Source organism: Streptomyces sp. NPDC042259 (genome assembly GCF_055582085.1).
Window position 1 is genome coordinate 184680 of record NZ_JBVJDW010000009.1, and the last position, 25577, is coordinate 210256.

Annotated in this window: 21 protein-coding genes and 1 tRNA gene; 10 read left to right on the forward strand and 12 right to left on the reverse strand. The window is 71.5% G+C overall.

The genetic code is table 11. The annotated features are described in order from the left end of the window. Positions 1-188 precede the first annotated feature (188 nt). The 4 genes from galT (at position 189) to ACZ6MA_RS23720 (ending at position 4604) form a co-directional block, all read left to right on the forward strand. Positions 189-1271 carry a galactose-1-phosphate uridylyltransferase gene (galT, locus tag ACZ6MA_RS23705; RefSeq protein ID WP_469435924.1) on the forward strand — a complete coding sequence of 361 codons (1083 nt, stop codon included), beginning with the start codon at positions 189-191 and terminating at the stop codon, positions 1269-1271. Continuing rightward, the gene (gene galE / locus ACZ6MA_RS23710) at positions 1268-2230 is read left to right on the forward strand and encodes a UDP-glucose 4-epimerase GalE (RefSeq protein WP_469435925.1); all 963 of its coding nucleotides are present in this window, start codon (positions 1268-1270) and stop codon (positions 2228-2230) included. The genes galT and galE overlap by 4 nt, the downstream gene beginning before the upstream one ends. Then, entirely contained in the window at positions 2227-3381 is a 1155-nt protein-coding gene (gene galK, locus ACZ6MA_RS23715; protein ID WP_469435926.1) for a galactokinase, read from the forward strand. The genes galE and galK overlap by 4 nt, the downstream gene beginning before the upstream one ends. 434 nt (positions 3382-3815) lie before the next feature. Next, positions 3816-4604: a response regulator transcription factor gene (locus ACZ6MA_RS23720; protein ID WP_469435927.1), complete on the forward strand. Its 789-nt coding sequence runs from the start codon at positions 3816-3818 to the stop codon at positions 4602-4604. Here the strand turns inward: ACZ6MA_RS23720 and ACZ6MA_RS23725 are convergent. Further along, positions 4563-5060: a MarR family winged helix-turn-helix transcriptional regulator gene (locus tag ACZ6MA_RS23725; protein WP_184734059.1), complete on the reverse strand. Its 498-nt coding sequence runs from the start codon at positions 5058-5060 to the stop codon at positions 4563-4565. The genes ACZ6MA_RS23720 and ACZ6MA_RS23725 overlap by 42 nt on opposite strands. A 138-nt stretch (positions 5061-5198) precedes the next feature. Between ACZ6MA_RS23725 and ACZ6MA_RS23730 the strand changes: the two genes are divergently transcribed. Further along, positions 5199-6011, forward strand: a complete 813-nt coding sequence (locus tag ACZ6MA_RS23730; protein ID WP_469435928.1) for a trans-aconitate 2-methyltransferase — start codon at positions 5199-5201, stop codon at positions 6009-6011. 269 nt (positions 6012-6280) lie between these two features. Here the strand turns inward: ACZ6MA_RS23730 and ACZ6MA_RS23735 are convergent, their stop codons facing one another. Beyond that, a complete protein-coding gene (locus ACZ6MA_RS23735) occupies positions 6281-6970 on the reverse strand; it encodes a TetR/AcrR family transcriptional regulator (RefSeq protein ID WP_469435929.1) in 690 nt (229 codons plus the stop codon). Continuing rightward, positions 6967-7947, reverse strand: coding sequence for an acyl-CoA desaturase (locus ACZ6MA_RS23740; RefSeq protein WP_469435930.1), 981 nt, complete (start codon positions 7945-7947; stop codon positions 6967-6969). The genes ACZ6MA_RS23735 and ACZ6MA_RS23740 overlap by 4 nt, the downstream gene beginning before the upstream one ends. A 195-nt stretch (positions 7948-8142) precedes the next feature. Between ACZ6MA_RS23740 and ppc the strand changes: the two genes are divergently transcribed. Further along, complete coding sequence (ppc, locus tag ACZ6MA_RS23745) at positions 8143-10920, forward strand: phosphoenolpyruvate carboxylase (protein WP_469435931.1); 2778 nt, start codon at positions 8143-8145, stop codon at positions 10918-10920. 156 nt (positions 10921-11076) lie between these two features. Here ppc and pth read toward each other — a convergent pair whose 3' ends face one another. From pth to ACZ6MA_RS23775, 6 genes are all read right to left on the reverse strand, one after another. Continuing rightward, the gene (gene pth / locus ACZ6MA_RS23750; protein WP_469435932.1) at positions 11077-11667 is read right to left on the reverse strand and encodes an aminoacyl-tRNA hydrolase; all 591 of its coding nucleotides are present in this window, start codon (positions 11665-11667) and stop codon (positions 11077-11079) included. Between the two features lie 84 nt (positions 11668-11751). Next, positions 11752-12327 carry a 50S ribosomal protein L25/general stress protein Ctc gene (locus ACZ6MA_RS23755; RefSeq protein ID WP_469435933.1) on the reverse strand — a complete coding sequence of 192 codons (576 nt, stop codon included), beginning with the start codon at positions 12325-12327 and terminating at the stop codon, positions 11752-11754. 183 nt (positions 12328-12510) lie between these two features. After that, positions 12511-13488, reverse strand: a complete 978-nt coding sequence (locus ACZ6MA_RS23760; protein ID WP_466898851.1) for a ribose-phosphate diphosphokinase — start codon at positions 13486-13488, stop codon at positions 12511-12513. A 73-nt stretch (positions 13489-13561) separates the two neighbouring features. Then, positions 13562-15016, reverse strand: a complete 1455-nt coding sequence (glmU, locus tag ACZ6MA_RS23765) for a bifunctional UDP-N-acetylglucosamine diphosphorylase/glucosamine-1-phosphate N-acetyltransferase GlmU (RefSeq protein ID WP_469435934.1) — start codon at positions 15014-15016, stop codon at positions 13562-13564. A 115-nt stretch (positions 15017-15131) separates the two neighbouring features. After that, positions 15132-15203: transfer RNA gene (locus tag ACZ6MA_RS23770), tRNA-Gln, on the reverse strand. A gap of 29 nt (positions 15204-15232) precedes the next feature. Continuing rightward, on the reverse strand, positions 15233-15913 hold the full coding sequence (locus tag ACZ6MA_RS23775) for a hypothetical protein (protein ID WP_469435935.1): 681 nt from the start codon (positions 15911-15913) through the stop codon (positions 15233-15235). Between the two features lie 155 nt (positions 15914-16068). On the opposite strand from ACZ6MA_RS23775, the gene ACZ6MA_RS23780 reads away from it, so the two are divergent. Then, positions 16069-17427: a sensor histidine kinase gene (locus ACZ6MA_RS23780; protein ID WP_469435936.1), complete on the forward strand. Its 1359-nt coding sequence runs from the start codon at positions 16069-16071 to the stop codon at positions 17425-17427. Positions 17428-17457: 30 nt separating this feature from the next. Here the strand turns inward: ACZ6MA_RS23780 and ACZ6MA_RS23785 are convergent, their stop codons facing one another. Both ACZ6MA_RS23785 and ACZ6MA_RS23790 read right to left on the reverse strand, forming a co-directional pair. Then, complete coding sequence (locus ACZ6MA_RS23785) at positions 17458-17961, reverse strand: SUKH-3 domain-containing protein (protein WP_365189263.1); 504 nt, start codon at positions 17959-17961, stop codon at positions 17458-17460. Between the two features lie 7 nt (positions 17962-17968). Continuing rightward, on the reverse strand, positions 17969-18499 hold the full coding sequence (locus tag ACZ6MA_RS23790; protein ID WP_469435937.1) for a YwqJ-related putative deaminase: 531 nt from the start codon (positions 18497-18499) through the stop codon (positions 17969-17971). A 370-nt stretch (positions 18500-18869) separates the two neighbouring features. On the opposite strand from ACZ6MA_RS23790, the gene ACZ6MA_RS23795 reads away from it, so the two are divergent. The 3 genes from ACZ6MA_RS23795 to ACZ6MA_RS23805 all read left to right on the forward strand — a co-directional run bounded on the left by ACZ6MA_RS23795 (position 18870) and on the right by ACZ6MA_RS23805 (position 23538). Continuing rightward, positions 18870-19847 (forward strand): SMI1/KNR4 family protein, encoded by a 978-nt coding sequence (locus tag ACZ6MA_RS23795; protein ID WP_469435938.1) that lies wholly within the window; start codon positions 18870-18872, stop codon positions 19845-19847. A 5-nt stretch (positions 19848-19852) separates the two neighbouring features. Continuing rightward, a complete protein-coding gene (locus tag ACZ6MA_RS23800; protein ID WP_469435939.1) occupies positions 19853-22438 on the forward strand; it encodes an SUKH-4 family immunity protein in 2586 nt (861 codons plus the stop codon). 194 nt (positions 22439-22632) lie between these two features. After that, a complete protein-coding gene (locus ACZ6MA_RS23805; protein ID WP_469435940.1) occupies positions 22633-23538 on the forward strand; it encodes a cellulose-binding protein in 906 nt (301 codons plus the stop codon). A gap of 105 nt (positions 23539-23643) precedes the next feature. Here ACZ6MA_RS23805 and ACZ6MA_RS23810 read toward each other — a convergent pair whose 3' ends face one another. Further along, positions 23644-25413, reverse strand: a complete 1770-nt coding sequence (locus tag ACZ6MA_RS23810) for a lytic transglycosylase domain-containing protein (protein WP_469435941.1) — start codon at positions 25411-25413, stop codon at positions 23644-23646. Positions 25414-25577 lie beyond the last annotated feature (164 nt).

The window sequence follows — 25577 nt, forward strand, 5'->3', positions numbered from 1 at the left end:
GCGCCCGCAGGGCGCTCGCCGCCGCAGGCGGCCATGACGGCCGGTGGCCGAAGAAGACGCCGGCCAGGCGAGAGGCGCTCGCCGCCGCAGGCGGCCACGACGGCCCGTAGCCAGAGCCATTGACCCCACCCGTTCGAACGTGATTCTTTATGTTCAGTCCTGTTGGTTACGGCCCCAGGGAGCTGTTCGTGAAGAAGACGGCGACCCGGCTCGCCGACGGTCGGGAGCTTCTCTACTACGACGCCCGTGACGACGCCGTGCGCGACGCCGTCGACCTCCGTCCCCTCGCCCCGGCCAACGGCACAGGCACCGGCACCGGCATCCGCACCCGCACCGACGTCCGCCGTGATCCCCTCCTCGGCGACAGCGTCGTCATCGCCTCCCACCGCCAGACCCGTACCTACCACCCACCCCCCGACCAGTGCCCCCTGTGCCCCTCCCGCGACGGGCGGCTCAGCGAGATTCCCGCCGCCGGCTATGACGTCGCCGTCTTCGAGAACCGCTTTCCCGCGCTCGCCGGCGACGCCGGCCGCTGCGAGGTCGTCTGCTTCACCGACGACCACGACGTCTCCTTCGCCGGCCTCGACGAGGAACGCGCCGCCCTCGTCCTCGACGTCTGGACCGACCGCAGCGCCGAACTCGCCGCCCGCCCCGGCGTAGAGCAAGTCTTCTGCTTCGAGAACCGCGGCCCGGAGATCGGCGTCACCCTCGGCCACCCGCACGGCCAGATCTACGCCTACCCCTTCGTCACCCCGCGCACCGACCGCATGCTCGCCACGGCCGCCGCCCACCGGGAGGCCACCGGGCGCAACGTCTTCGACGACACCCTGGCCGCCGAGCGGGCCGACGGGCGGCGGATCGTCCTCGACGGTGCGCACTGGACGGCCTTCGTGCCCTACGCCGCCCACTGGCCCTACGAGGTCCACCTCTACCCCCGGCGCCGGGTGCCCGGCCTGCCCGACCTCGACGACGCGGCACGCGCGGAGTTCCCACGGATCTACCTGGAACTCCTGCGCCGCTTCGACCGGATCTTCGACGACCGCCCCGGCCCTGACCCCGGCCCCACCCCGTACATCTCCGCCTGGCACCAGGCCCCCGTCCGCCACACCCACAGGAGTGAATTCGGGCTTCACCTCGAGCTTTTCACCAACCGCCGCTCTCCCGGCAAGCTCAAATTCCTCGCCGGTTCCGAATCCGGCATGAGCGTGTTCATCAACGATGTGCCGCCCGAGTCCGCGGCCGAGCGACTGCGAGAGGTAGCGAGCGAATGAGCGAGTATCTGGTCACGGGCGGCGCCGGTTACGTCGGGAGCGTCGTCGCCGCCCATCTGCTGGCCGCCGGACACGCCGTGACCGTCCTCGACGACCTCTCCACCGGCCACCGCGACCAAGTACCCGACGGGGCACGCTTCATCGAGGGCCGCGTCCAGGACGCCGCCCGCCTGCTCGACGGCTCCTACGACGCCGTCCTGCACTTCGCCGCCTTCTCCCAGGTCGGCGAGTCCGTCACCCGCCCCGACGCCTACTGGCGCAACAACGTCGGCGGCACGATCGAGCTGCTCGCCGCCATGCGCGACGCCGGCGTGGGCACCCTCGTCTTCTCCTCCACCGCCGCCACCTACGGCGAGCCCGCCACCGTCCCCGTCACCGAGGACGCCCCCACCGCCCCCACCAACCCCTACGGCGCCACCAAACTCGCCGTCGACCACATGATCACCGGTGAGTGCGCCGCCCACGGCCTGGCCGCCGTCTCGCTGCGGTACTTCAACGTCGCCGGGGCCCACGGACGCCACGGCGAACGGCACACTCCCGAGTCCCACCTCATCCCGCTCGTCCTCCAGGTCGCCCGCGGGGAGCGCGAGACGATCTCCGTCTACGGCGACGATTACCCCACCCCCGACGGCACCTGCGTCCGCGACTACATCCACGTCGCCGACCTCGCCGAGGCCCATCTGCTGGCCCTGGCCGCCGCCCGCCCCGGCGAGCACCTCATCTGCAACCTCGGCAACGGCAACGGCTTCTCCGTCCACGAGGTCATCGACACCGTCCGGAAGGTCACCGGCCACCCCGTCCCGCACGAGGTGGCCCCCCGCCGCGCGGGCGACCCCGCCGTGCTCGTCGCCTCCGCCGACCGCGCCCGGGACCGGCTCGGCTGGCGGCCCACCCGCACCGAGCTGGCCGATATCGTCGCGGACGCCTGGGAGTTCGCCCGGCGCACGGACGGCGCATGACCGCCGGACGGGCCGCCGCGGCCTTCCGGGAGGTGTACGGCGCGCCGCCCGCCGGGGTGTGGGCGGCGCCCGGCCGGGTCAACCTCATCGGCGAATACACCGACATCAACGACGGGCTGGTGCTGCCCCTCGCTCTGCCCCACCGCACCTGGGCCGCCGCCGCGGCCCGCACGGACGGCCGGCTGCGGCTGCACTCCGCCGCCGCACCGGGCGGCGTCGTCGAACTGCGGACGGCGGACCTCGCCCCGGGCTCGGTGCGGGGGTGGGCGGCGTACCCGGCGGGGGTCGCCTGGGCGCTGCGCGAGGCGGGGTATCCGGCCCGGGGCGCGGACCTGCACATCGAGAGTGACGTGCCCGTCGGATCGGGCTTGTCCTCCTCCGCCGCCCTGGAGGTCGCCACAGCCCTCGCCCTGACGGAACCGCACGCCGTGGAGCTGCCGCCCGACCGCCTGGCGCGCCTGGCGCGGCACGCCGAGAACGCCTTCGTCGGCGTCCCCTGCGGAATCATGGACCAGACCGCGTCGGCCTGCTGTACCGAGGGCCACGCGCTGCACCTCGACACCCGCGACCTCTCCCGCCGCCATGTGCCGTTCGCTCCCGACCCCGAGGGGCTGCGGCTGCTGGTCGTGGACACCCGGGTCCGGCACGATCTGGGCGACGGGGCGTACGCGCGGCGGCGCGCGGGCTGTGAGGCGGGCGCGCGGGCACTCGGCGTGCCTGCACTGCGCGATGTCGCGTACCCGCAACTCCCGGCCGCGCTGGAGGCGTTGGCGGACGACCCGGTCGTGCGGGGCCTCGTGCGGCACGTGGTGACGGAGAACGACCGTGTGGCCCGGGTCGCGGACCTGCTCGCGGCGGGCGACCTCCGCGCGATCGGACCGGTCCTCACCGCCGGGCACGCCTCGCTCCGCGACGACGTCGCGGTCTCCTGCGCCGAGCTGGACCTGGTCGTCGCGGTCGCGAACCGCTCGGGCGCGCTCGGGGCACGGATGACCGGCGGCGGCTTCGGCGGTTCGGCGCTGGTCCTGGTCGAGGCGGCGGGGGCCGACGCGGTCGCCGAGGCCGTCACCGAAGCCTTCGCGTCCGCCGGACACCGCCCGCCGCGCCTCTTCCCGGTGCGCCCGGCGGCGGGCGCCCGCAGGGAGCTGTGAAGCGTCAACGGCCGGACGACCGGGACGACTTAGGGCGTGACCGGCGGGTCATGGAGGCGCACCACCGCCGGAGGTCCTTCGGGCCGGCCGACCATTCCCCTTGGCCTGACCGCGAGTTGGGAGTCGCGCTATTGCGGACGCGCATGGACCACATCGCGTCGTTCCTCGTCGTTCACCGCCCCAATACTGAACATAAAGCTCACGATAAACAGCCGGGCCAAGCAGTTTTGTCAATCGGCTTCCGATGTCGTACCCCCGCCGTACGCTGATGCACAGCGTTCGGTGGGGGCCGACGCTGATCAGGGGGCGAGACAGGCAGGTACGACGCCCGGGGTGGGTAGATGTCAGGGGCGCGGCGGCGGCCGTGCGCGTGTGGCGACCCCGTCCCGGGCGCCGTGCCCGCACTGCCCGCCTCCCGGGATATGGGGGTGGCTGTGGCACGTATTCGGGTTCTGGTGGTCGACGACCACCGCATCTTCGCCGAGTCGCTCGCCGCCGCCCTCGCGGCCGAGCAGGACGTGGACGTCTCGGCGGCCGGCAGCGGGCCGGCGGCGCTGCGCGCCCTGGAGCGCGCGGCGGGCGAGGGGCGGCGCTTCGACGTGCTGCTGATCGACGCCGACCTGGGCGCGGCGGCGACGGACGTCGCGCAGGTACCGGGACAGCTCCGGGGGCCGGGGCAGGAGGGCGGCGGGCCGGGTGAGGGCGTGGTGGACGGCATTTCCCTGGTGGCCGGGGTCCGGTCAGGGCAGCCGGCGGTACGGACGGTGGTGCTCGCCGAGCGCGACGACCCCCGGCGGGCCGCAGCCGCCCTGCAGGCCGGGGCCGGCGGCTGGGTCGCCAAGGACTGCTCGCTGTCGCGGCTGCTGTCCGTCATACGGGGGGTGCTGCGGGATGAGACCCATCTGCCGCCCGCCTTGCTGACCGGTGTGCTGCGGGAGCTGACCGCCGCGCGCAAGCACCGTACGGAGAGCGAGCGGCTGGTGGAGTCGCTGACCCCGCGCGAGCGCGAGGTGCTGCGCTGCATGGTGGCCGGGCTGGGCCGCAAGGCGGTGGCCGAGCGGCTCTATCTGTCCCCGCACACCGTCCGCACCCATATGCAGAACGTGCTGGGAAAGCTCGGGGTGCACTCCACGCTGGCCGCCGTGGCGCTGGCCCGGCGGGCCGGGGTGGGCCCGGTGGACCTAGCCGGGGATGTTGTCGAACGGGGCGGTCAACTGGCGTAGCAGCCCTGCCAGTTCCAGACGCTGGGCGTGGGACAGCTCGGCGAGGATCGCCCGTTCCTGGGCGAGCAGGCCGGCGAGCGCCTGGTCGGCGCGGTCCCGGCCCTCGGCGGTCAGCCGTACCAGCACGCCGCGCCGGTCGCTGGGGTCCGGGAGCCGCTCGACCAGGCTCTTCTTCGCGAGCCGGTCGATGCGGTTGGTCATGGTGCCCGAGGTGACCAGGGTCTGGGTCAGCAGCTGGCCGGGGGAGAGCTGATAGGGCGGCCCGGCCCGGCGCAGCGAGGTCAGCACGTCGAACTCCCACGGCTCGAGCTGGTGCTCGGCGAAGGCGATCCGCCGGGCCCGGTCGAGATGGCGGGCCAGCCTGCTGACCCGACTGAGCACCTCGAGCGGTTCCACGTCGAGGTCCGGGCGCTCTCGGCGCCATGCTGCGACCAGCCGATCGACCTCGTCCTCCATGACGATCAGTGTAGAGGGTCTGTCGACATGAAGTCTCTTGACGTCAAGAGACTTCGGGGGGAATGCTGGAACACAGGTCACCGGCCGCGCCTCCACGCCCCGGTCGCCCCGGTATGTCCACCCCGCAGGGAGGCCCCCATGCACAGCGCACCCACCTGGGACCCGCGGCAGTACCTCCGCCACGCAGACCACCGGACCCGCCCTTTCCACGACCTGCTCGCCCGGATCCCCGAGCCACCGGCCCGCTCCCCGCGCATCGCCGACCTCGGCTGCGGCCCCGGAAACGCCACCACCATCCTCGCCGAACGCTGGCCGACCGCCCACGTCACCGGCTTCGACAACTCCGCCGCGATGCTCGCCGACGCCCGGTCCTACGCGGGCCGCACCCTGCGCGGCGGCCTCCTCGACTTCCGCCACGCCGACCTCGGCCACTGGGCCCCCGACGAGCGCTACGACCTGATCGTCTCCAACGCGGCCCTCCAATGGGTGCCCGGCCACGCCGCGTCCTTCGACACCTGGACCGCCGCGCTGAACCCCGGCGGCACCTTCGCCTTCCAGGTCCCCGGCAACACCGACGCCCCCAGCCACGCCATCCTGCGCGAACTGTGCGCCGACCGGCGCTGGAGCACCCGCCTGGGAGAGGCCGGGCGCCGCCGCGTCGCCGTCCTCGACCCCGCCGACTACCTGGAACGACTGGCCGGGCCCGGCCGCGAGGTGGACGTCTGGGAGACCACCTATCTGCACCTGCTGACCGGCGAGGACCCCGTCCTCGACTGGGTCAAGGGCACCGGCCTGCGCCCCGTCCTGACCGCCCTGGCGGACGACCCGGCGGCCACGGAGGAATTCCTCACCGCCTACCGCACCCGGCTCCGCACGGCCTACCCGGCGGGCCCGCACGGCACGGTCTTCCCGTTCCGCCGGATCTTCGCCGTCCTCCGGACGGGGCGATAAAGCGGACTTCCGCCCCGGAGCACCCCTGAGCCGTGTCCGGCGGATCTTCGACTACCGGCCGGCTTTGCCGCCTGCGGCGGCGTGGCGCCCTGCGGGCGCGTCCTCAATCGCCGGACGGGCTTCATACGAGCCCGTCCGGCGATTGAGGACAGAGCACAGCAGCCCGTCCGGCGATTGAGGACAGAGCACAGCAGCCCGTCCGGCGATTGAGGACAGAGCACAGCAGCCCGTCCGGCGCTTGAGGACACCGCCGCGCAGCGGTGGCGCCGCTAGGACCGCCGGTGACCGATCAGCCGAGGCTTCGGCTCCAGGCCGTCCAGCCCGTGCCAGGCCAGATTCACCAGATGCGCCGCCACCTCGGCCTTCTTCGGCTTCCGCACGTCCAGCCACCACTGACCCGTCAGCGCCACCATGCCCACCAGCGCCTGCGCGTACAACGGCGCCAGCTTCGGATCAAAGCCCCGGGCCTTGAACTCCAGCCCCAGAATGTCCTCGACCTGGGTGGCGATATCGCTGATCAACGACGCGAACGTGCCCGTCGACTGCGCCACCGGCGAATCCCGCACCAGGATGCGGAAACCGTCCGTATACGTCTCGATGTAATCCAGCAGGGCGAACGCCGCCTGCTCCAGCAGCTCCCGCGGATGCCCCGCCGTCAGCGCCCCCGTCACCAGATCCAGCAGCTGCCGCATCTCCCGGTCCACGACCACCGCGTACAGCCCCTCCTTGCCGCCGAAGTGCTCGTACACCACCGGTTTGGAGACCCCGGCCTTCGCCGCGATCTCCTCCACCGACGTACCCTCGAACCCCTTCTCGGCGAAGAGCGTGCGACCGATGTCCAGCAGCTGCTCACGGCGCTCCGCGCCGGTCATCCGCACCCGGCGGGCGCGGCGGCTCCCCGTAGCCGGGGCCCGGTCCTTGTCACTGGTACTGCTGTCGATCGCCACGCTGTCAATCATGCCGCGTGCGCGGCATCGTCCTTCCGTCGGGATTCGATGCGGCCGGCATCGGGCCACCGCACGTCGTACGCCCAGCCGGCCTTCTCAAACCAGCGGATGATCCGGGCACTGGAATCCAGCTGCCCCTTCAGCACACCGTGTCGCGCCGACGTCGGGTCGGCGTGGTGCAGGTTGTGCCAGGACTCCCCGCAGGAGAGCACCGCCAGCCACCACACGTTCCCCGACCGGTCCCGCGACTTGAACGGGCGCTTGCCCACCGCGTGACAGATCGAGTTGATCGACCAGGTCACATGGTGCAACAACGCCACCCGTACCAGCGAACCCCAGAAGAACGCCGTCACCGCGCCCTGCCACGACCACGTCACCAGCCCGCCCACCACCGGCGGGATCGCCAGCGACACCACCGTCCACAGCACGAACTGCCGGGACACCCGCCGCAACGCCGGATCCTTGATCAGATCCGGGGCGTACTTCTGCTGCGACGTCCGCTCCTCGTCGAACATCCAGCCGATGTGCGCCCACCACAGGCCCTTCATCAGCGCCGGCACCGACTCGCCGAACCGCCACGGCGAATGCGGATCACCCTCCGCGTCCGAGAACCGGTGGTGCTTGCGATGATCCGCGACCCAGCGCACCAGCGGCCCCTCGACCGCCAGCGACCCCATGATCGCCAAAACGATCCGCAACGGCCGCTTGGCCTTGAACGCGCCATGCGTGAAATAGCGGTGGAAGCCGATCGTGATGCCATGGCAACCGATGTAGTACATCGCCACCATCAGCCCCAGATCGAGCCAGCTCACCCCCCAGCCCCACACCAAGGGGACCGCGGCGAGCAAGGCGACAAAAGGAACGATGATGAACAGCAGCAGCGCGATCTGCTCGACCGAACGCTTGCTGTCGCCACCCAGCGTGGCGGAGGGGAGCGAAGTTTCCTGGGCCATCGGCGCGTCTTCGATCACGTCGGGGCTTGCAGTCATGGGGTTCCCTCAAAGGGCTCGGGGCAAGGCTACGGTTCCGTAACCTACGGCTACGTAAGTATGGCAGGACCGGCGCCCCGTACACGAGGGCTGGGGACAACCGCGCGTCGAGCGGAGACCTATGCTGGGGACCGTCGGACAGCGCGGTCCGCCACCCCTCCAGACGTGCTCAGAAATCTGCAAGGAGCCGCACCTGTGAGCAGTGCCGACCACACCCCCCTCGCCCCCGCCGAGACCCCGGACAGCGACGGCGAAGCACAGCGCAGCGCCGCCCTGCGCGCCGACATCCGCCGTCTGGGCGACCTCCTCGGCGAGACCCTCGTCCGCCAGGAGGGCGAAGAACTCCTCGACCTCGTCGAACGCGTCCGCGCCCTCACCCGCAGCGACGGCGACGCGGCCGCCCGGCTCCTCGGCGAGACCGACCTGAACACCGCCGCCCGGCTCGTCCGGGCCTTCTCCACCTACTTCCACCTGGCCAACGTCACCGAACAGGTGCACCGCGGCCGCGAGCTGCGCGCCAAGCGCGACGCCGAGGGCTCCATCCTCGCCCGCACCGCCGACCAGCTCAAGGACGCCGACACCGACCACCTCCGGCACACCGTCGAGCACCTCGGGGTACGCCCCGTCTTCACCGCACACCCCACCGAAGCCGCCCGACGCAGCGTCCTCAACAAGCTCCGCCGCATCGCCGAACTCCTCGACACCCCCCACACCGAGGGCGCCTCCGGCGACAAGCGACGCACCGACCTGCGCCTCGCCGAGAACATCGACCTGCTCTGGCAGACCGACGAACTGCGCGTCGTCCGCCCCGAACCCACCGACGAGGCCCGCAACGCCATCTACTACCTCGACGAACTCCACGCCCGAGCCGTCGGCGACGTCCTCGAAGACCTCACCGCCGAACTCGAGCGCGTCGGCCTCACCCTCCCCGCCACCACCCGCCCCCTGACCTTCGGCACCTGGATCGGCGGCGACCGCGACGGCAACCCCAACGTCACCCCCCAGGTCACCTGGGACGTCCTGATCCTCCAGCACGAACACGGCATCACCGACGCCCTCGAACTCGTCGACGTCCTGCGCGGCGCCCTCTCCAACTCCATCCGCAACAGCGGCGCCACCGAGGAACTCCTCACCTCACTCCAGCGCGACCTCGACCTCCTCCCCGAGATCAGCCCCCGCTACAAGCGCCTCAACGCCGAAGAGCCCTACCGCCTCAAGGCCACCTGCATCCGCCAGAAGCTCGTCAACACCCGCGAGCGACTCGCCCGCGACACCCCCCACCAGGACGGCCGCGACTACCTCGGCACCGCCGAACTCCTCGCCGACCTCCAGCTCATCCAGGACTCCCTCCGAGCCCACCGCGGCCGCCTCATCGCCGACGGCCGCCTCGAGCGCGCCATCCGCACCCTCGCCGCCTTCGGCCTCCACCTCGCCACCCTGGACGTCCGCGAACACGCCGACGCCCACCACCACGCCCTCGGTCAGCTCTTCGACCGCCTCGGCGAGGAATCCTGGCGCTACGCCGACATGCCCCGCGACTACCGCCGCAAGCTCCTCGCCAAGGAACTGCGCTCCCGCCGCCCCCTGGCCCCCCAGCCCGCCCCCCTCGACGCCGGCGGCGCCAAGACCCTCGGCGTCTTCCACACCATCCGCGAAGCCCTCGCCCGCTTCGGCCCCGAGGTCGTCGAGTCCTACATCATCTCCATGTGCCAGGGCGCCGACGACGTCTTCGCCGCCGCCGTCCTCGCCCGCGAAGCCGGACTCATCGACCTCCACGCCGGCTGGGCCAAGATCGGCATCGTGCCCCTCCTGGAAACCACCGACGAACTCAAGGAAGCCGACCGCATCCTCGACGAGATGCTCGCCGACCCCTCCTACCGACGCCTCGTCGCACTCCGCGGCGACGTCCAGGAAGTGATGCTCGGCTACTCCGACTCCTCCAAGTTCGGCGGCATCACCACCAGCCAGTGGGAAATCCACCGCGCCCAGCGCCGACTGCGCGACGTCGCCCACCGCTACGGCGTACGCCTGCGCCTCTTCCACGGCCGCGGCGGCACCGTCGGCCGCGGCGGCGGCCCCACCCACGACGCGATCCTCGCCCAGCCCTGGGGCACCCTCGACGGCGAGATCAAGGTCACCGAACAGGGCGAGGTCATCTCCGACAAGTACCTCATCCCCGCCCTCGCCCGCGAAAACCTGGAACTCACGGTCGCCGCCACCCTCCAGGCCTCCGCCCTGCACACCGCCCCCCGGCAGTCCGACGAGGCCCTCGCCCGCTGGGACGCCGCCATGGACACCGTCTCCGACGCCGCCCACCACGCCTACCGCGAACTCGTCGAGGACCCCGACCTCCCCGCCTACTTCTTCGCCTCCACCCCCGTCGACCAGCTCGCCGAACTCCACCTCGGCTCCCGCCCCTCCCGCCGCCCCGACACCGGCGCCGGACTCGACGGACTGCGCGCCATCCCCTGGGTCTTCGGCTGGACCCAGTCCCGCCAGATCGTCCCCGGCTGGTACGGCGTCGGCTCAGGCCTCAAGGCCGCCCGCGAAGCAGGACTCGACACCGTCCTGGACGAAATGCACGAACACTGGCACTTCTTCCAGAACTTCCTCTCCAACGTCGAGATGACCCTCGCCAAGACCGACCTGCGCATCGCCCAGCACTACGTCGACACCCTCGTCCCCGACCACCTCAAGCACGTCTTCGACACCATCCGCGCGGAGCACGAGCTGACCGTGCAGGAAGTCCTGCGCATCACCGGAGAACGGGAACTCCTCGACGCCAGCCCGGTACTGAGGCAGACGTTCCACATCCGGGACGCGTACCTGGACCCGATCTCCTACCTCCAGGTCACCCTGCTCGCCCGCCAGCGCGAAGCCGCGGAGCGGGGTGAGGCGGCGGATCCGCTGCTGTCGCGGGCGCTGCTGCTCACCGTCAACGGGGTCGCTGCCGGCTTGCGGAACACAGGCTGACTCCGCGGGTCGTCGTGCCGGCTGCGCCGGCGAGCGCCCTGCGGGCGCGTCCTCAAGCGCCGGACGGGCTTCCGTGCCTTGTCCTCAATCGCCGGACGGGCTTGAATCAAGCCTGTCCGGCGATTGAGGACCGGGGCCCGGGGCGGAGCCCCGGTACTACGAGTTGTACGTGCCCTGCGCCCGCTCCAGGCCGTCCACGATCAGCGACTCCACCGCGTCCGCCGCCCGGTCCACCTCGAAGTCCAGCTCCTTGCGCTCCGTCGACGAGAAGTCCTTGAGCACGAAGTCCGCGACCTGCATACGGCCCGGCGGACGCCCGATCCCGAACCGCACCCGGCAATAGTCCGGCCCCAGCGCCTTGGTGATCGACTTCAGGCCGTTGTGCCCGTTGTCACCACCCCCCAGCTTGAGCCGCAACTGCCCGAAATCGATGTCCAGCTCGTCATGGACGGCGACGATCCGCTCCACCGGCACCTTGTAGAAATCCCGCAGCGCGGCCGTCGGACCACCCGACAGATTCATGAACGACATCGGCTTGGCGATGACCACCCGCCGGCTCGACGGACCCGGCGCACCGAGCCGGCCCTCGACGACCTGCGCCCGCGACTTGTGCGCCTTGAACTTCGCCCGCATCCGCTCCGCGAGCAGATCCGCGACCATGAAGCCCACGTTGTGCCGGTTCGCCGCGTACTCGGGGCCGGGATTGCCCAGGCCCACGATGAGCCAGGGGCTCGTGTCGTCCGTCATCCGCATACCTCCTTATAGCCAACCGCCGCCCCGCTCCGTGCGGAGCGGGGCGGCGGCGGCGAAAAAAACCTCAGCGGGCGAGGATCAGGCCTCGGTGCCCTCGGCCTCGGCCGGGGCCTCGGTCTGCGCGGCCAGGACCTGCAGGACCACGGCGTCGGCGTCGACGGCCAGGGTGGTGCCGGCCGGCAGGACGACGTCCTTGGCGAGGACGGAGGCACCGGCCTCCAGGCCCGCGATGTTGGCGGTGACGGACTCGGGGAGGTGGGTGGCCTCGGCCTCGACCGTCAGGGTGTTCATGACGTGCTCGAGCAGGTTGCCGCCCGGGGCCAGCTCGCCCTCGGTGTGGACCGGGACCTCGACGGTGACCTTCTCGCCCTTGGAGACGACGAGCAGGTCGACGTGGACCAGGAAGCCCTTGAGCGCGTCACGCTGGACGGCCTTGGGGATGACCAGCTCGGTGCGGCCCTCGATGTCCAGGGAAAGCAGGACGTTCGGGGTCTTCAGCGCCATCATCAGCTCGTGGCCCGGCAGGGTCACGTGAACCGGCTCGCCACCGTGGCCGTAGACGACGGCGGGAACCTGGGCGGCGGCACGGGCGCGGCGGGCGAAGCCCTTGCCGAACTCGCGGCGGATCTGTGCGGGGATCTTGACCTCGGACACGGGGCACTCCTCGTAAGCAATCGGATCTGACGGCCGTTACCCGGCCCACGACAGACCTTGCTACGAAGAGCGCGTCGATAACGGACCGCCGCACACTGCGCACAGCAGTGCGGCCTCCCTCGCCGAGCAACTCGATGAGTCTACCCGGCGGGAAGGCCGCACTGAAATCGATCTACCGACCGGTCACGCCTGCTCGTCGAAGAGGCTCGTGACCGAACCGTCCTCGAAGACCTCGCGCACCGCGCGGGCGATCGTCGGCGCCATCGACAGCACCGTGATCTTGTCCAGCTCCAGGTCACCCGGGTCGGGCAGCGTGTTCGTGAACACGAACTCGCTCACCTTGGAGTTCTTCAGACGGTCCGCGGCCGGACCGGACAGGATGCCGTGCGTGGCCGTCACGATGACGTCCTCCGCACCATTGGCGAACAGCGCGTCCGCCGCGGCGCAGATCGTGCCACCCGTGTCGATCATGTCGTCGACCAGGACGCAGATGCGGCCCTTCACATCACCGACGACCTCGTGCACCGTCACCTGGTTGGCGACGTCCTTGTCACGACGCTTGTGCACGATCGCCAGCGGCGCGTCCAGCCGGTCGCACCAGCGGTCGGCGACCCGCACCCGGCCGGCGTCCGGCGAGACGACCGTCAGCTTGGAACGGTCGACCTTCGCACCCACGTAGTCGGCCAGCACCGGCAGCGCCGAGAGGTGGTCCACCGGGCCGTCGAAGAAGCCCTGGATCTGGTCGGTGTGCAGATCGACCGTGAGGATGCGGTCGGCACCCGCGGTCTTCAGCAGATCCGCGATCAGACGCGCCGAGATCGGCTCACGACCACGGTGCTTCTTGTCCTGACGGGCATAACCGTAGGACGGGATGATCACGGTGATGCTCCGGGCGGAAGCCCGCTTCAGAGCGTCGATCATGATGAGCTGTTCCATGATCCACTTATTGATGGGAGCCGTGTGGCTCTGCATCAGGAAGCAGTCGGCACCGCGCGCCGACTCCTGGAAGCGGACGTAGATCTCACCATTGGCGAAGTCGAATGCCTTGGTCGGGACCAGGTCGACACCCAGCTGGTGCGCGACCTCCTCGGCAAGCTCGGGGTGGGCGCGGCCGGAGAAGAGCATCAGCTTCTTCTCGCCGGTCGTCTTGATCCCGCTCACAGCACAGTCTCCTTGGATGTCCATTTGTGTGCGCTTATCACGGTACGCCCCGCACGGCGCGCCCGTGTCACGATCACTGCTCGCCGTCGGGCTCCGGGCGAGCCGTGGAAGCGGCCTGCGCGGCCGCGCTTCCGGGACGCTTACGGGCGACCCAACCCTCGATATTCCGCTGCTGACCACGGGCGACAGCCAGCGAACCCGGGGGCACATCCTTGGTGATGACGGAGCCGGCGGCGGTGTACGCGCCGTCCCCGACCGTGACAGGAGCCACAAACATGTTGTCCGAACCGGTCCGGCAGTGCGAACCGATCGTCGTGTGGTGCTTGTTCACACCGTCGTAGTTCACGAAGACGCTCGCCGCGCCGATGTTGGTGTACTCACCGATGGTCGCATCCCCGACGTACGACAGGTGCGGCACCTTGGTGCCCTCGCCGATGTCCGCGTTCTTCATCTCGACGTACGCCCCGGCCTTCGACTTACGGCCGAGCTTCGTACCCGGCCGCAGATACGCGTACGGACCCACGGACGCCCCCTCGCCGATCAGCGCGCCGTCGGCGACGGTGTTGTCCACCACGGCGCCCGCACCGACGGACGTGTCCTTCAAGCGGGTGTTCGGGCCGACCTCCGCGCCCGTGGCGACGTGCGTGGCGCCCAGCAGCTGCGTACCGGGCTGGACCAGCGCGTCCGGCTCGAAGGTGACCGTGACGTCCACCCAGGTCGTGGCCGGGTCGACGACCGTCACACCGCTCATCATCGCGTCGTGCAGCAGCCGCTCGTTGAGCAGCTTGCGGGCCTCGGCGAGCTGGACCCGGTTGTTGATGCCCAGGATCTCCCGGTGGTCACCCGCGACGGCCGCCCCCACCCGGTGACCGGCCTCGCGCAGGATGCCGAGCACATCGGTGAGATACTCCTCGCCCTGGCTGTTGTCCGTACGCACCTTGCCGAGCGCGTCGGTCAGGAGCTGGGCGTCGAACGCGAACACCCCGGAGTTGATCTCCCGGATGGCGCGCTGCGCGTCGGTGGCGTCCTTGTGCTCGACGATCGCGGTCACGGCGCCGCTGTCGTCGCGGACGATACGGCCGTAGCCGGTGGAGTCGGGGACCTCGGCGGTCAGCACGGTGACGGCGTTGCCGTCGGCGGCGTGGGTGTCGCTGAGGGCCTTGAGCGTCGCGCCGGTCAGCAGCGGGGTGTCACCGCAGACCACGACGACGGTGCCGTCGAGGGTGACCCCGCTGTCGCCGAGCGACTCCAGGCCCATCCGCACGGCGTGACCGGTGCCGTTCTGCTCGTACTGGACGGCGGTGCGGGTGGCCGGGTCGATCTCCGCCAGATGCGCGCTCACCTGCTCGCGGGCATGCCCGACGATCACCACGAGGTGCTCGGGGTCCAGCTCGCGGGAGGCGGCGACGACGTGCCCGACGAGGGAGCGGCCGCAGATGGCGTGCAGGACCTTGGGGGTCGCCGACTTCATGCGGGTGCCCTCACCCGCTGCGAGGACGACGACGGCTGCCGGGCGGTTGGCGCTCACGGGTGTGCCCTTCGGCTTCGAGTGGTGGACACCCGAAGGATACCGGTGCGTATGTGGGCCGAAACGCGGGCGGGTCCTGACCTGGAGGTCAGGACCCGGGTATTCGAACTTTGAGCTCCCCCACCAGGACTCGAACCTGGAATAACTCATCCAAAGTGAGCAGTGTTGCCGATTACACCATGGGGGATGGCAAGCCACCCTAAAAGGGACATCCCGCTAAGCGGTCTGCTTGACCCCCAACACTATGCCGTACCACCAGCCTTCGATGCGACGGTATAGGTCGGCGCCGCCCAGGACTCGGACGACAAGGCACCCCCGGTAGTTCTCCCCGACGTTCTTGCGGACGGTCTTGGGGTTGTGTTTTTTGAGTGTCGTTCTGTCCAGTTCGGTGGCCTGGATACCGACCAGGTCGGCCCAGTAGTGCTCCGCGCCTGCCACGTCGGCGGACTCATGGATCATGACGCGATACCGAAGGCGTTCGCGTTCGACCCCCAGGAGCGCGAGCCACGCGAGGTAGACGGTGATCATGTTCGGGTCGCTGTTGATGAAGATGACCGTCTCCTGGAGTCGATGCGGCTTGCTCTTGGAGCCTTCGGCCCAGTAGAGCCCGACGCCGAGCAGGAAGAGTTCCCGGTCGGTCACCCGCCCTATCTCTCGGGTGGCCGATTCCTTCGTCTCCTTCCGTTTCGCCGCCTGTTCCCGCCGGTGTGGCTCCCAGCGCGCCTCGGTCATCCGGCGCAGGCGCTCCGGTGGTGTGGGCGGCTTCGGAAGATCCCGCACCCACAGCGACACCGAACCCTTCGACACGCCGAGCTCCGCCACGATCTCGTCGTACGTCTTCCCCGCCCGCCGCAGCTCTCGTGCGCGGGCCTTCATGTCTGTTTTGGCTTGGACCATGCCCGAAGCCTCGTCGTACGTGCGTGCACATGTGCCGAAAATCCGGCCGATTCAACAGTTCGAGGGAAAAGCTCGCTATTCGTCCTTGTTCGTACACCCCTCGTGCTGCCGTGCGCACCGGAAAACCGGCGGCTGTCGCCCTTAGTCTGGGAGGTATGACCACAACGGGGGCAATCGTGGAAGCGGGCGCGCGGGGCGCGCCGTCGGGGCCTTGGTGGTGGGCCCGGCGGCGGAGTCTGGTGCTGGATGCGGTGCTGGCGTTGGTGTCGGCGCTGGAGTGTGTGCTGGAGGGGGTCCAGTTCGCCGACGAGCACGGGGTGCCGGGGCTGCTGGGGGCGGTGATCGGGTTGCCGGCCGGGGCGTCGCTGCTGTTGCGGCGGCGGTGGCCGGTGGCCGTGGTGCTGCTGTCGATCGCGATCACGCCGGCGGAGATGGGTTTTCTGCTGAGCATCGTCGGTCTGTACACGCTGGCGGCGTCCGAGGTGCCGCGTCGTATCACCGTGGTGCTGGCCGGGGCGTCGCTGGCGGGGACGTTGATAGTGACGTTCGTGCGGTTCGAGCAGGACATGGCGCAGGACGGTTATCAGCCCGCGCCGTGGGTGGTCGTGGGGTTCACGGTGGCGATGGCGCTGGGGCTGACGGCTCCGCCGGTGCTGCTGGGGTTGTACGTGGGGGCGCGGCGCCGGTTGGTCGACAGTCTGCGGGAGCGGGCGGACGGGCTGGAGCGGGAGCTGTCGTTGCTGGCGGACCGGGCGGAGGAGCGGGCGGTGTGGGCGCGTAATGAGGAGCGCACCCGGATCGCCCGGGAGATGCACGACGTGGTGGCGCACCGGGTGTCGTTGATGGTGGTGCACGCGGCGGCGTTGCAGGCGGTGGCGTTGAAGGATCCGGAGAAGGCGTCGAAGAACGCGGGTCTGGTGGGTGACATGGGCCGGCAGGCGCTGACGGAGTTGCGCGAGATGCTCGGTGTGCTGCGGACGTCGTCGGAGGGTGCGGCGGCGGAGTCGGCGGCGGCGCAGACGCAGCGGTGGGCGGCGGTGGCGGCGGTGGCTTCGGCGCGGGCGTCGGCGGGTGTGGCCGGTGGTCATGAGGACGAGGGTGGTCCGGCCGGTGACGGTCCGTGTCTGGATGGTCTGGCGGATCTGGTGGGGCAGTCGCGGGCGGCGGGGATGGCCGTGGAGCTGTCGGTGGAGGGTGAGGAGCGGGCGTACGGGGGGCGGGTGGAGCGTACGGCGTACCGGGTGGTGCAGGAGGCGTTGACGAACGTCCACAAGCACGCTCCGGGTGCGACGGCGCGGGTGCGTCTGGCGCATCGGGAGGGGGAGGTGGCGTTGCAGGTGGAGAACGGTCCGTCGGAGGGTGGTGCGGATGCGGGGCTGCCGAGTGGGGGCAATGGTCTGGTGGGGATGCGGGAGCGGGTGTCCGCGTTGGGTGGGGTGTTTGTGTCGGGGCCGACGGAGTCGGGTGGTTTTCGGGTGTCGGCGGTGATTCCGGACCGGGTGCGGGCGGCGTGATCGGCGCTCGGGGCTGGGCGTGGCGTGGGGTCAGCGGCGTCCGGCGGACAGGCGTGCGGGGCGGGTGCCGGTGACGAGGGTGCCGATGGCGTGGTCGATGTCGGGGCCGAGGTACCAGTCGCCGGTGTGGTCGAGGCTGTAGACGCGGCCGTGGGTGTCGATGGTGAGCAGGGCTTGGTTGTCGGCTTCCTGGCCGAGGGGGCAGACCTCGGTGCCGAGTGCGCGGCCGAGGTCGGCGACGGTGCGGGCGAGGTGGAGGCCGTGCAGGGGGTCGATGTGGAAGGGCGTGGGGGCGATGTGGCGGCCGGCGCCGGGGGCGGCGATGTGGAGTCCGCCGAATTCGGCCCAGGCTTCGACGGCGGCGGGGAAGACGGTGTGGCGGTGGCCGGCGGGTGAGACGTGGGCGCGGAGGGCGTCGGCCCAGTTCTCGGCGGCTTTGATGTCCCAGCGGCCGGGCTGCCAGCCGGCTTCGCGCAGGGCGGCGTCGACGGCTACGGGGAAGCGGGTGGCGGCGGTGCGGTCGAAGGCGCGCATGTGTGTGTCAGCTCTTGCCGTTGGTGGGGGTGGCGGGGTCGACGGGCCGGACGCCGAAGTGGGTGAGGAGGGCGGTGCAGGAGCGGCAGGGGGGTGCGTAGCTGCCGTGGCGGGGGTCGCCGTCCTCGCGGATGTGGCGTGCGGTGAGTTTGGATTGTTTGAGTGCGCGTCGGGCTTCGCCGTGGGTGAGGGGTTTGCGGGAGGCGCGTTTGCTGCGGCCGGCTTCGAAGGCGCTGAGGTAGCGGGTGAGGAGGACGGCTTCGGGGCAGCGGCCGGTGAAGCGTTCGCGTCGTTCGCTGGTGAGGGTGTCGAGGAAGTCCTGGACGAGTGGGTGCAGGGCGGGTGGCTGGTCGGATCTGCCCGCGGTGCAGGTGAGGGTTTCGCCGCGGACGGAGAGGGCGGCGGCCACGGCGGGGAGTATGCCGTCGCGGCGGTGGAGCAGTGCGGGTGCGCGGTCGGCGTCGTCGGTGGCGCTCCAGGTGAGCCGGGGGTCGCCCGGTGTTCCGCCGTCGGTGTGGCGGTCCTGCGTTGTGTGCATGGTGGTTCTTCCCTCCCGTGCAATCCCCCTGTTGCGGGGATCAGACTGCCAAATGGGATGCGGGGTGTGGAAGTCAGGGCGGTGTTGTGCGCGCGTCGTGTGGCGGATGTGCTTGGTGAGGCCAGGGGTGGCGGGGCGGTGCGGCCCTTGGCGCGCTCGGGGCGGGCGGGGTGGAACCGGTGGCTCCGCGTGGGCGGGGGCGGGGGCCGCTCTTGCGGCACCGCATAGGCTGTCCGCCACGAGGGGTCCTCGGCCATGGGGACACCGACCGGCCGAGCCGCCCCGTGGTCCGGCCGGGGAGCTGGTGGCCCGCGGCGTCCGCCGCATCTGTCCGGGCCTCCAGGAGACACATCAGCAGGGGGCATCCGCCATGACGACAGGTCGGCTCGGGCAGCAAGCCGCGCCACCGAACACGGCCTACGCAGGGCAGGTCGTGCACTTTCCGGACCCGGTCCGGGCCAGCCGCTACCCCAAGGGCGTGCGGATGGACGAGGACGGTTTCCCGGACTTCTCGCCGTACGCGCGTGCCGCCGCGGAGATCGCGGAGCCGCCGGAGGGTTTCGGCGTGGACGAGTTGCGGCTGACGGACTACGTGTCGGCGAACGCCGCCCTGCACGCGGCCGGTCACGAGCTGTGGGCCAGTCTGCCGCCGGTGGCGACGCCGCACGGCTGGACGTGGCACCACTCGGTCCGCAGCCGTCGGCTGGAGTTGATCCCGGTGGAGGTCAAGGCGCTGTTGCGGCACCACGGCGGGCTGGCGACGGCTCCGGTGGACCAGGACAAGCGCGGTACGCGGCCGTTGGCGGAGACCCGGCCGGTGCACTTCGCGCTGCCGCAGCGGGACCTGGCGGTCTCGGAGGAGCAGGTGCGGGGTGTCGAGGAGGATCTCGGCTATCGGCTGCCGGGTGCCTACCGGGCGTTCTTGAAGGCGGCCGGCGGGTGTGCGCCGGTGGGTGCGGCGCTGGACGCGGAACTGGGTCTGCTGTTGGACCAGCCGTTCTTCACGGTGCGTGACGAGGCAGCGGTCAACGACCTGGTGTATGTCAACAAGTGTTTGCGTGACCACTTCACCAAGGACTATCTGGGTGTGGGGTTCGTGCAGGGCGGTGTGATCGCGGTCAAGGTGAAGGGCGAGGCGATCGGGTCGGTGTGGTTCTGCCCGTACGACGACGCCCGGGACCAGGACGGTTTGACGGTGCAGGAGCGGGTGGAGCGGCTGCTGTTGCCCTGTGGTGAGGATTTCGACGCGTTTCTCTCCCGGTTGGCGGGTGGCCCGCCGGAGCTGGAGACCGTGGCGAATCTGATGGTGGACGGTGGCTTCGCGTACGCCGTCCCGGTGGAGGGGTGAGCGCGATGGTGACGTTCGCGCAGGCGCAGGAGCGCGCGGAGCGCTGGGTCAACGGTGATGTTCCGGCGTATCTGCACCGTGAGGTGCGGGTGCGGGAGTTCGATCTGGGTTTCGTGGCCTGGGCGGAGGACCGTGCGGACCGTCCGGTGACGGACGGTGGCCGGGCGCGTCTGGTGATCGCCCGTGACAGCGGGGAGACCACGCTGTGGCCGGGGCTGCCGGTGGGTGAGGTGATCCGTCGGTACGAAGAGGAGTACGGGGCTGTGGACGAGTCGGTACCGGCGGCGGAGACCGCGCCGAAGCGGTTGGATCTGGAGGCGACGTCGTTCCTGCTGAGCCCGCCGCAGTGGTTGCAGGACGCGGCGGACGCGATCGGGATTCCGGACCGGCGTTCGGGGTCCTCCTCGGCCGCCGCGCCCGCGGCTGCCGAGGACGCCGCGTCGTCCGCCTCGTCGTCCCCGGCGGTTCCGTCGGTGCCGGCCGCCCGTGCGGACGCGGGCCGGCTGCCGGCCGAGGCGCCGGCTCCGGCCGCCGCCCCGGTGCCCGCCCCGGAGACGGATGTGCCCGCCGCGCCCGCTGCCCCGGACGTTCCGGCGGGGGCGACGCCGTGGGCCGGTGCCGACACGAACACGGACGCGGACGACAGTGACCGTTCGGTCGGTCTGCCCGCCACGGTCTTCGCGCCCGCCCTGGAGGACACCGACGCGCCGGACGCCGCGTCGCCGGCCGTGCCGGCGGACGCCAAGACGGCGCTGATGGCGACGGGCAGCGCGCTGCCCCGTACGGCGATCGCCCCCGCGATCGAGGACCCCGCCGGGGCCGTACCCGCCGGGACCACGCCCGCGCCGCCCGCCGCCGCTCCCGAGCCGCCCGCCGCCCAGCAGCCGCCGGCCGTTCCCCCGCAGGCACCGCCGAGTGCCCCTCCGGCCGCGCCGCCGGGTGGGTACGTCCGTACGCAGCTCGTGTCGCAGCTCGACGCCGACGGCCCCGGTGCGGGTGCGGGTGCCCCCGGCGCCGGTGCCCCGGGCGCGGCGGACGCGTCCGCCGGTGGCCCCCGCCCGCCGCAGGGGCCGGGTGCTCCCGGTGGCGGTGCGCACGCGGCGGCGACGATGCTCGCGGACCCCGGTACGCCGGGTACGCCGGGTGCGCCCGGTGCGCCCGGTGCGCCGGGCCGACCGGCCGCGCCGGCGTTCCCGGGCGCGCCGGGTCAGCCTCCGGCGGCGCCCGTGCCCGGTCAGCCCCAGGGTGTGCATGCGGCGGCGACGATGCTCGCGGGGCCCGGTACGCCGGGTGCGCCCGGTGCGCCGGTGCCGCCCGGGCCGCCCGGTGCGCCCGGTGCTCCCGGTCAGGGGCATGTTCCCGGCCGTCCGCAGGCGCCCGGTGCCCCCGGCCGGCCCGGCGCGCAGCCTTCGGCGGCGCCCGTGCCCGGTCAGCCGCAGGGTGTGCACGCGGCGGCGACGATGCTCGCCGGGCCGGGTACGCCGGGCCTGCCGGGTGCGCCGGTGCCGCCCGGGCCGCCCGGTGCCCCGATGCCCCCGGCGGCTCCCATGGGTGCCCCGGCCGCTCCGGGCGGGTACGGGTATCCGCAGGCCGCTCCCACGGGTCTGCCGACGGTCGGCCCCGGCTACATGGCCGTGCTGCGCTACCGCGCGCAGGACGGTTCCGAGCAGCAGATCATCCGGCGCAGCGCGCCGGGTACGCCGCATCCCGAGTGGCAGATCCTGCATGAGCTGCGGGCGATGAACGTGCCGCCGCAGCAGGTGCTGGAGTTGCACACGGAGTTGGAGTCGTGTGATCTGCCCGGTGGTTACTGCGCCCGGATGGTGCGGGAGACGTGGCCGCAGGTGCGGATCAGTCATACGGCCGCGTACGGGCGGGACCATCTGACGCGTCAGCAGGGTGTGCGTCATCTGGTGGAGCATCAGGGCGAGCTGCACCAGGTCGCGGACGGTCCCGCGCGTCCGGCGCCGAACCGGGTGCCGTTGCCGCACCCGGGCCAGGTGCCGCAGGCGCCGCCGGTCGCTCCGGACGGCATCGCGCGTGAGCTGGTGGAGGCGTTCGGCCCGCAGGGGATCTTCCGTTTCGACCAGCGGGCGGTGTCGCGTCAGGGCGTGCCGGACATGGTCGCGCAGACGTTGGTGTGGGCGGGGCTGCCGGTCGATTTCGGCCCGTTCTTCTGGGGTCAGGCGCAGCCGGGCCGTCCGGTGCCGACGCTGGCGGAGCTGGCGGCGGAGCGTGGGGTGCGGCCGGCGCCGGACGCCGGTTCGTATCTCGTCATGGGCAGCGATTTCGGTCGTCAGCTGTGTGTGCAGTACGGGACGGCGCACATCGTGGCGGTGCCGATGGAGGCGGGTCCGGACGGTGGTTCGGTGGCGCCGCAGTTCGTCAACACGAGCCTTCCTCAGTTCGTACGCTGTTTGGCGCTGCTCGGGAAGATGTGGCGTTGGCGTTACGGGCTGACCCCGGAGCAGGCCGGGCGCTGGACCGTGGATTTCCAGGCCCAGCTCATGGCGTTGGACCCGGCGGCGCTGGCGTCGCCGGAGAACTGGTGGGCCGTACTGCTGGAGCAGATGTGGGACGGTCTCTTCTAGCGACCGGCCGGTGCAGGTGAGGGCACAGGGCGCTCGACCCGGGTGAGGGGTCGGGCGCCCTGCGTCGTGGGTCCGCGCGTCCTTGCGGGATAACGGGGCGGAGTGTCGCCTTATGGGCGCTTCGGTGGTCCAGGAAAATGATGTGCGCCGGATCGCGTCGCATACCGGATATCCGGATATAAGGGGCTTCAAGGATGAGTGCATCGGTGTCTCCCGGCGGTTTCACTGTCGTGCGGGGCCGCGGCTACCGGCCTGAGCAGGTCGAGCGCGCGTCGGCGGAGTTCGCGCGCCAGCGGGACGAGGCCTGGGAACGGGTGGCGCGGCTGACCGTGCTCGCACGGGAGATGGAGAGCGAGGTGGAGCGCCTCACCGAGGTGGTGGCGCAGCTTCCGCCGCAGACGTACGAGTCCCTCGGCGTGCGTGCCCGGGGGCTGCTGACCACCGCGGAGGCCGAGGCGGCGGGGCTGCGCGAGCGCGCCGAGGCGGCGGCGGCCGAGCTGCGCGAGCGGGCGGAGGCGCATGCCCGCACGGTCCGGGAGGAGGCGCACGCGCACGCCGTGGCGGTGCGGGCGGAGGCGGAGGGCTGGGCGCGGCAGGCGGTGCTGGCCGCGCAGTCCGCGGCGGACGAACTGCGGGCGGAGGTGCGCCGGGAGGTCAAGGCGCGGCGTGGGGAGTCGCTGGCGGCGCTGCGGGAGATGCGGCAGCACACGGCGGGTCTGCTGGCGGAGCAGGAGAAGGACCAGGCCGAGCGGTGGGACGCGGCGGGCCGTGAGATCGCCGAGCGGGAGGCGGCGATGGACGTGCGGGTGGCCGCCCTGGAGGAGTACGCGCGCTCGACGCTGGGGGAGGCGCAGCGCCGGTACGCGGAGGCGGAGGAGGCCGCGCGGCACGGCCAGGAGGACGCGGAGGCGCAGGCGGGGGCGTTGCTCGCGCAGGCGCGGGTGCGCGAGGAGCGGGTGACCCGGGAGACCGAGCGGATGCTGCGGGAGCACGAGGAGCGTCGTGAGGAGCTTCGGTCGCACATGGCGCACGTGCGGCACAGTCTGGCGGCGCTGACGGGCAAGCCGGTGGCCGAGGACGCGGGTGCGGGGGATCTGTAGCCGGGGTCCACGCGTCCCGGGCGGGCTGTCGGCGGCTGGGGTCAGCCGCTGACAGCCCGCCCGGCGTTCGGGGACGCGGCCCGCGGGGCGCTTGCCGTCGCGGGCTCAGGACTTCGGGGAAATGCTCGGCCGTGTGGTGGACGTTTCCGTCGCCACGTTCACGTGCACGAGGAAGATGTGGCCGTCGGTGGTGAGGATGCGGATGGTGTGGCTGCCCAACCGGTCGTCGGTGAAGAGCTGCGGCAGGGTGAGCTGGCCGTCCGCGCCGGTCTTGCCGAGGTCCACCGTGCGGACCGGCTTGCCGTTCTTGTCCTTGAAGTACGGGCCGGTCGTGACGGTGCCCTCGCCGTCGGAGGGGGCCACGGTGGCGGTCATGCCGATGCCGGGCACGGCCCTGCGGTCCTTGGTGGCCTGAATGATGATCTTGCTGGTGAAGGCGCTGTTCGGTTTGGCCTCGAGTTTTTCGGTGCCGACGCGCTCGATCCTGTCGGCTTGTGGTGCCGGGGCGGGCTTGACGGTCGCGTTGAAGTCGACGGGCGTGACGGCGTCCTTGCCTTCGACGGTGACCCGCAAGGTGAACGTGCCCGCCGTGTCGCCCGCGAGGATGGTCGGCGCGTCGGCGATGCCGTCCTTGAGCGTCGTGTAGGTGACCTTCCTGGAGTTGCCCAGGAAGCGAGCCTTGGTGTTGTCACCCCTGATCTCGAAGACCACCCGGGTGCCGGCGACCGGATTGCGGGCCTTGTCGAGGGCCTGGACGCTCGCGGCCTTCTCGAAGGTGCCGCCCGCTGTGGTCTCCACGTTCACCGGACTCGTCCGCTTCAGACGGTCGACGGGCGAAGGGGTGGGCTTGTTGGGGTCCGGCTTGCCGGGGTCCGGCTTGGGGTCCGGCTTGGGGGTGGGCTTCTGCGGGTCCGGCTTCGGCTTCGGCTTCGGTGTCGGCTTCTGCGGCGTGGGCGTCTGCCGGCCCGGCGTGGGCTTGTCGCTCGGTGACGTGGACGAGCCGGATCCGGGTGTCCGGCCGGTGGCCGGGGTGGGGATCGTGCCGGGGGTGTCACCGGCCGGGTTGTGCGGGGTGGCCGGGGTGTTGTCGGGCAGGGTGCCGACGTTGCCGGCCTGGTACGTACGCATCCAGGCCAGGACGGCGTTGACGTACTCGCGGGACTGGTTGTAGCTCATCACCGCCTTGTCGAGGTCGTCGCTGTTGGACAGGTCCCGGTTGTGCGCGCAGAGGTAGTGGGCGGTGCCCAGCGCGGCGTCGAAGATGTTGTTGGGGTCCTTGATGCCGTCGCCGTTGCCGTCGGCGCCCGCGATCTCCCAGGTGGAGGGGATGAACTGGGTCGGGCCGACGGCCCGGTCGTACTCGGTGTCGCCGTCCCAGCGGCCCTTGTCGGTGTCCGTGATCTTCTCGAACTGACCGCCGGTCAGCCGGGGGCCCCGGATCGGCCGCTCGGTCGAGCCGTCGCTGCGCAGCCCGTAGCCGCTGGCGTGCACCGACTCCACCCGGCCGATGCCCGCGATCAGCTCCCACGGGATGTGACAGCCCGGCAGCTGGGTCGCGGCGAGCCGTGCGGCGTTCTGATAGGCGGCCAGGGCGGTCTTGGGAATGCCCGTGTTGCCGTCCGGGGTGTCGCCGCCGGTGCCGCCGCCGGGCTTGCCGGCGTCGCCCGGCTTCTTCGGGGCGAGGTCGGGCAGGGCCAGGTTGGGGACGCCATGCGGCTTGCCCTGCGGGTCGGAAGGTCTGGGGGAGGAATCGTCGGCACCGGCGGTGTTGTGCGGTGGGCTGACGCCGACGGCCGCGGTGAGGCTGGCGACGAGCAGAGCAGTGCACAGTCCCTGCCGGGAGACGCTGGCAGCGCGAGTACGAAGTATCTTCACGGAGGCTGCTTCCTTGGGAGACCGACTGGCCGGTGCGAGGGGGGTCGCACGTGCCCCCCACGGCCATAGACCCGAACACTAATTCCCTCTGGCCCCAATTGTCTTGTCCCGGGACTGGCTTCACGTATTCTTCGCTCTTCGTTCCCCCCTTCAGGGGGCCGTTT

Coding starts and splice junctions, on each gene's coding strand:
- ACZ6MA_RS23800 (WP_469435939.1), top strand. CDS start 19,853: ATGGTGACGTTCGCGCAGGCGCAGGAGCGCGCGGAGCGCTGGGTCAAC.
- ACZ6MA_RS23775 (WP_469435935.1), bottom strand. CDS start 15,913: ATGGTCCAAGCCAAAACAGACATGAAGGCCCGCGCACGAGAGCTGCGG.
- galK (WP_469435926.1), top strand. CDS start 2,227: ATGACCGCCGGACGGGCCGCCGCGGCCTTCCGGGAGGTGTACGGCGCG.
- ACZ6MA_RS23795 (WP_469435938.1), top strand. CDS start 18,870: ATGACGACAGGTCGGCTCGGGCAGCAAGCCGCGCCACCGAACACGGCC.
- ACZ6MA_RS23735 (WP_469435929.1), bottom strand. CDS start 6,970: ATGATTGACAGCGTGGCGATCGACAGCAGTACCAGTGACAAGGACCGG.
- pth (WP_469435932.1), bottom strand. CDS start 11,667: ATGACGGACGACACGAGCCCCTGGCTCATCGTGGGCCTGGGCAATCCC.
- ACZ6MA_RS23725 (WP_184734059.1), bottom strand. CDS start 5,060: ATGGAGGACGAGGTCGATCGGCTGGTCGCAGCATGGCGCCGAGAGCGC.
- galE (WP_469435925.1), top strand. CDS start 1,268: ATGAGCGAGTATCTGGTCACGGGCGGCGCCGGTTACGTCGGGAGCGTC.
- ACZ6MA_RS23780 (WP_469435936.1), top strand. CDS start 16,069: ATGACCACAACGGGGGCAATCGTGGAAGCGGGCGCGCGGGGCGCGCCG.
- ACZ6MA_RS23805 (WP_469435940.1), top strand. CDS start 22,633: ATGAGTGCATCGGTGTCTCCCGGCGGTTTCACTGTCGTGCGGGGCCGC.
- ACZ6MA_RS23790 (WP_469435937.1), bottom strand. CDS start 18,499: ATGCACACAACGCAGGACCGCCACACCGACGGCGGAACACCGGGCGAC.
- ACZ6MA_RS23740 (WP_469435930.1), bottom strand. CDS start 7,947: ATGACTGCAAGCCCCGACGTGATCGAAGACGCGCCGATGGCCCAGGAA.
- ACZ6MA_RS23785 (WP_365189263.1), bottom strand. CDS start 17,961: ATGCGCGCCTTCGACCGCACCGCCGCCACCCGCTTCCCCGTAGCCGTC.
- ACZ6MA_RS23730 (WP_469435928.1), top strand. CDS start 5,199: ATGCACAGCGCACCCACCTGGGACCCGCGGCAGTACCTCCGCCACGCA.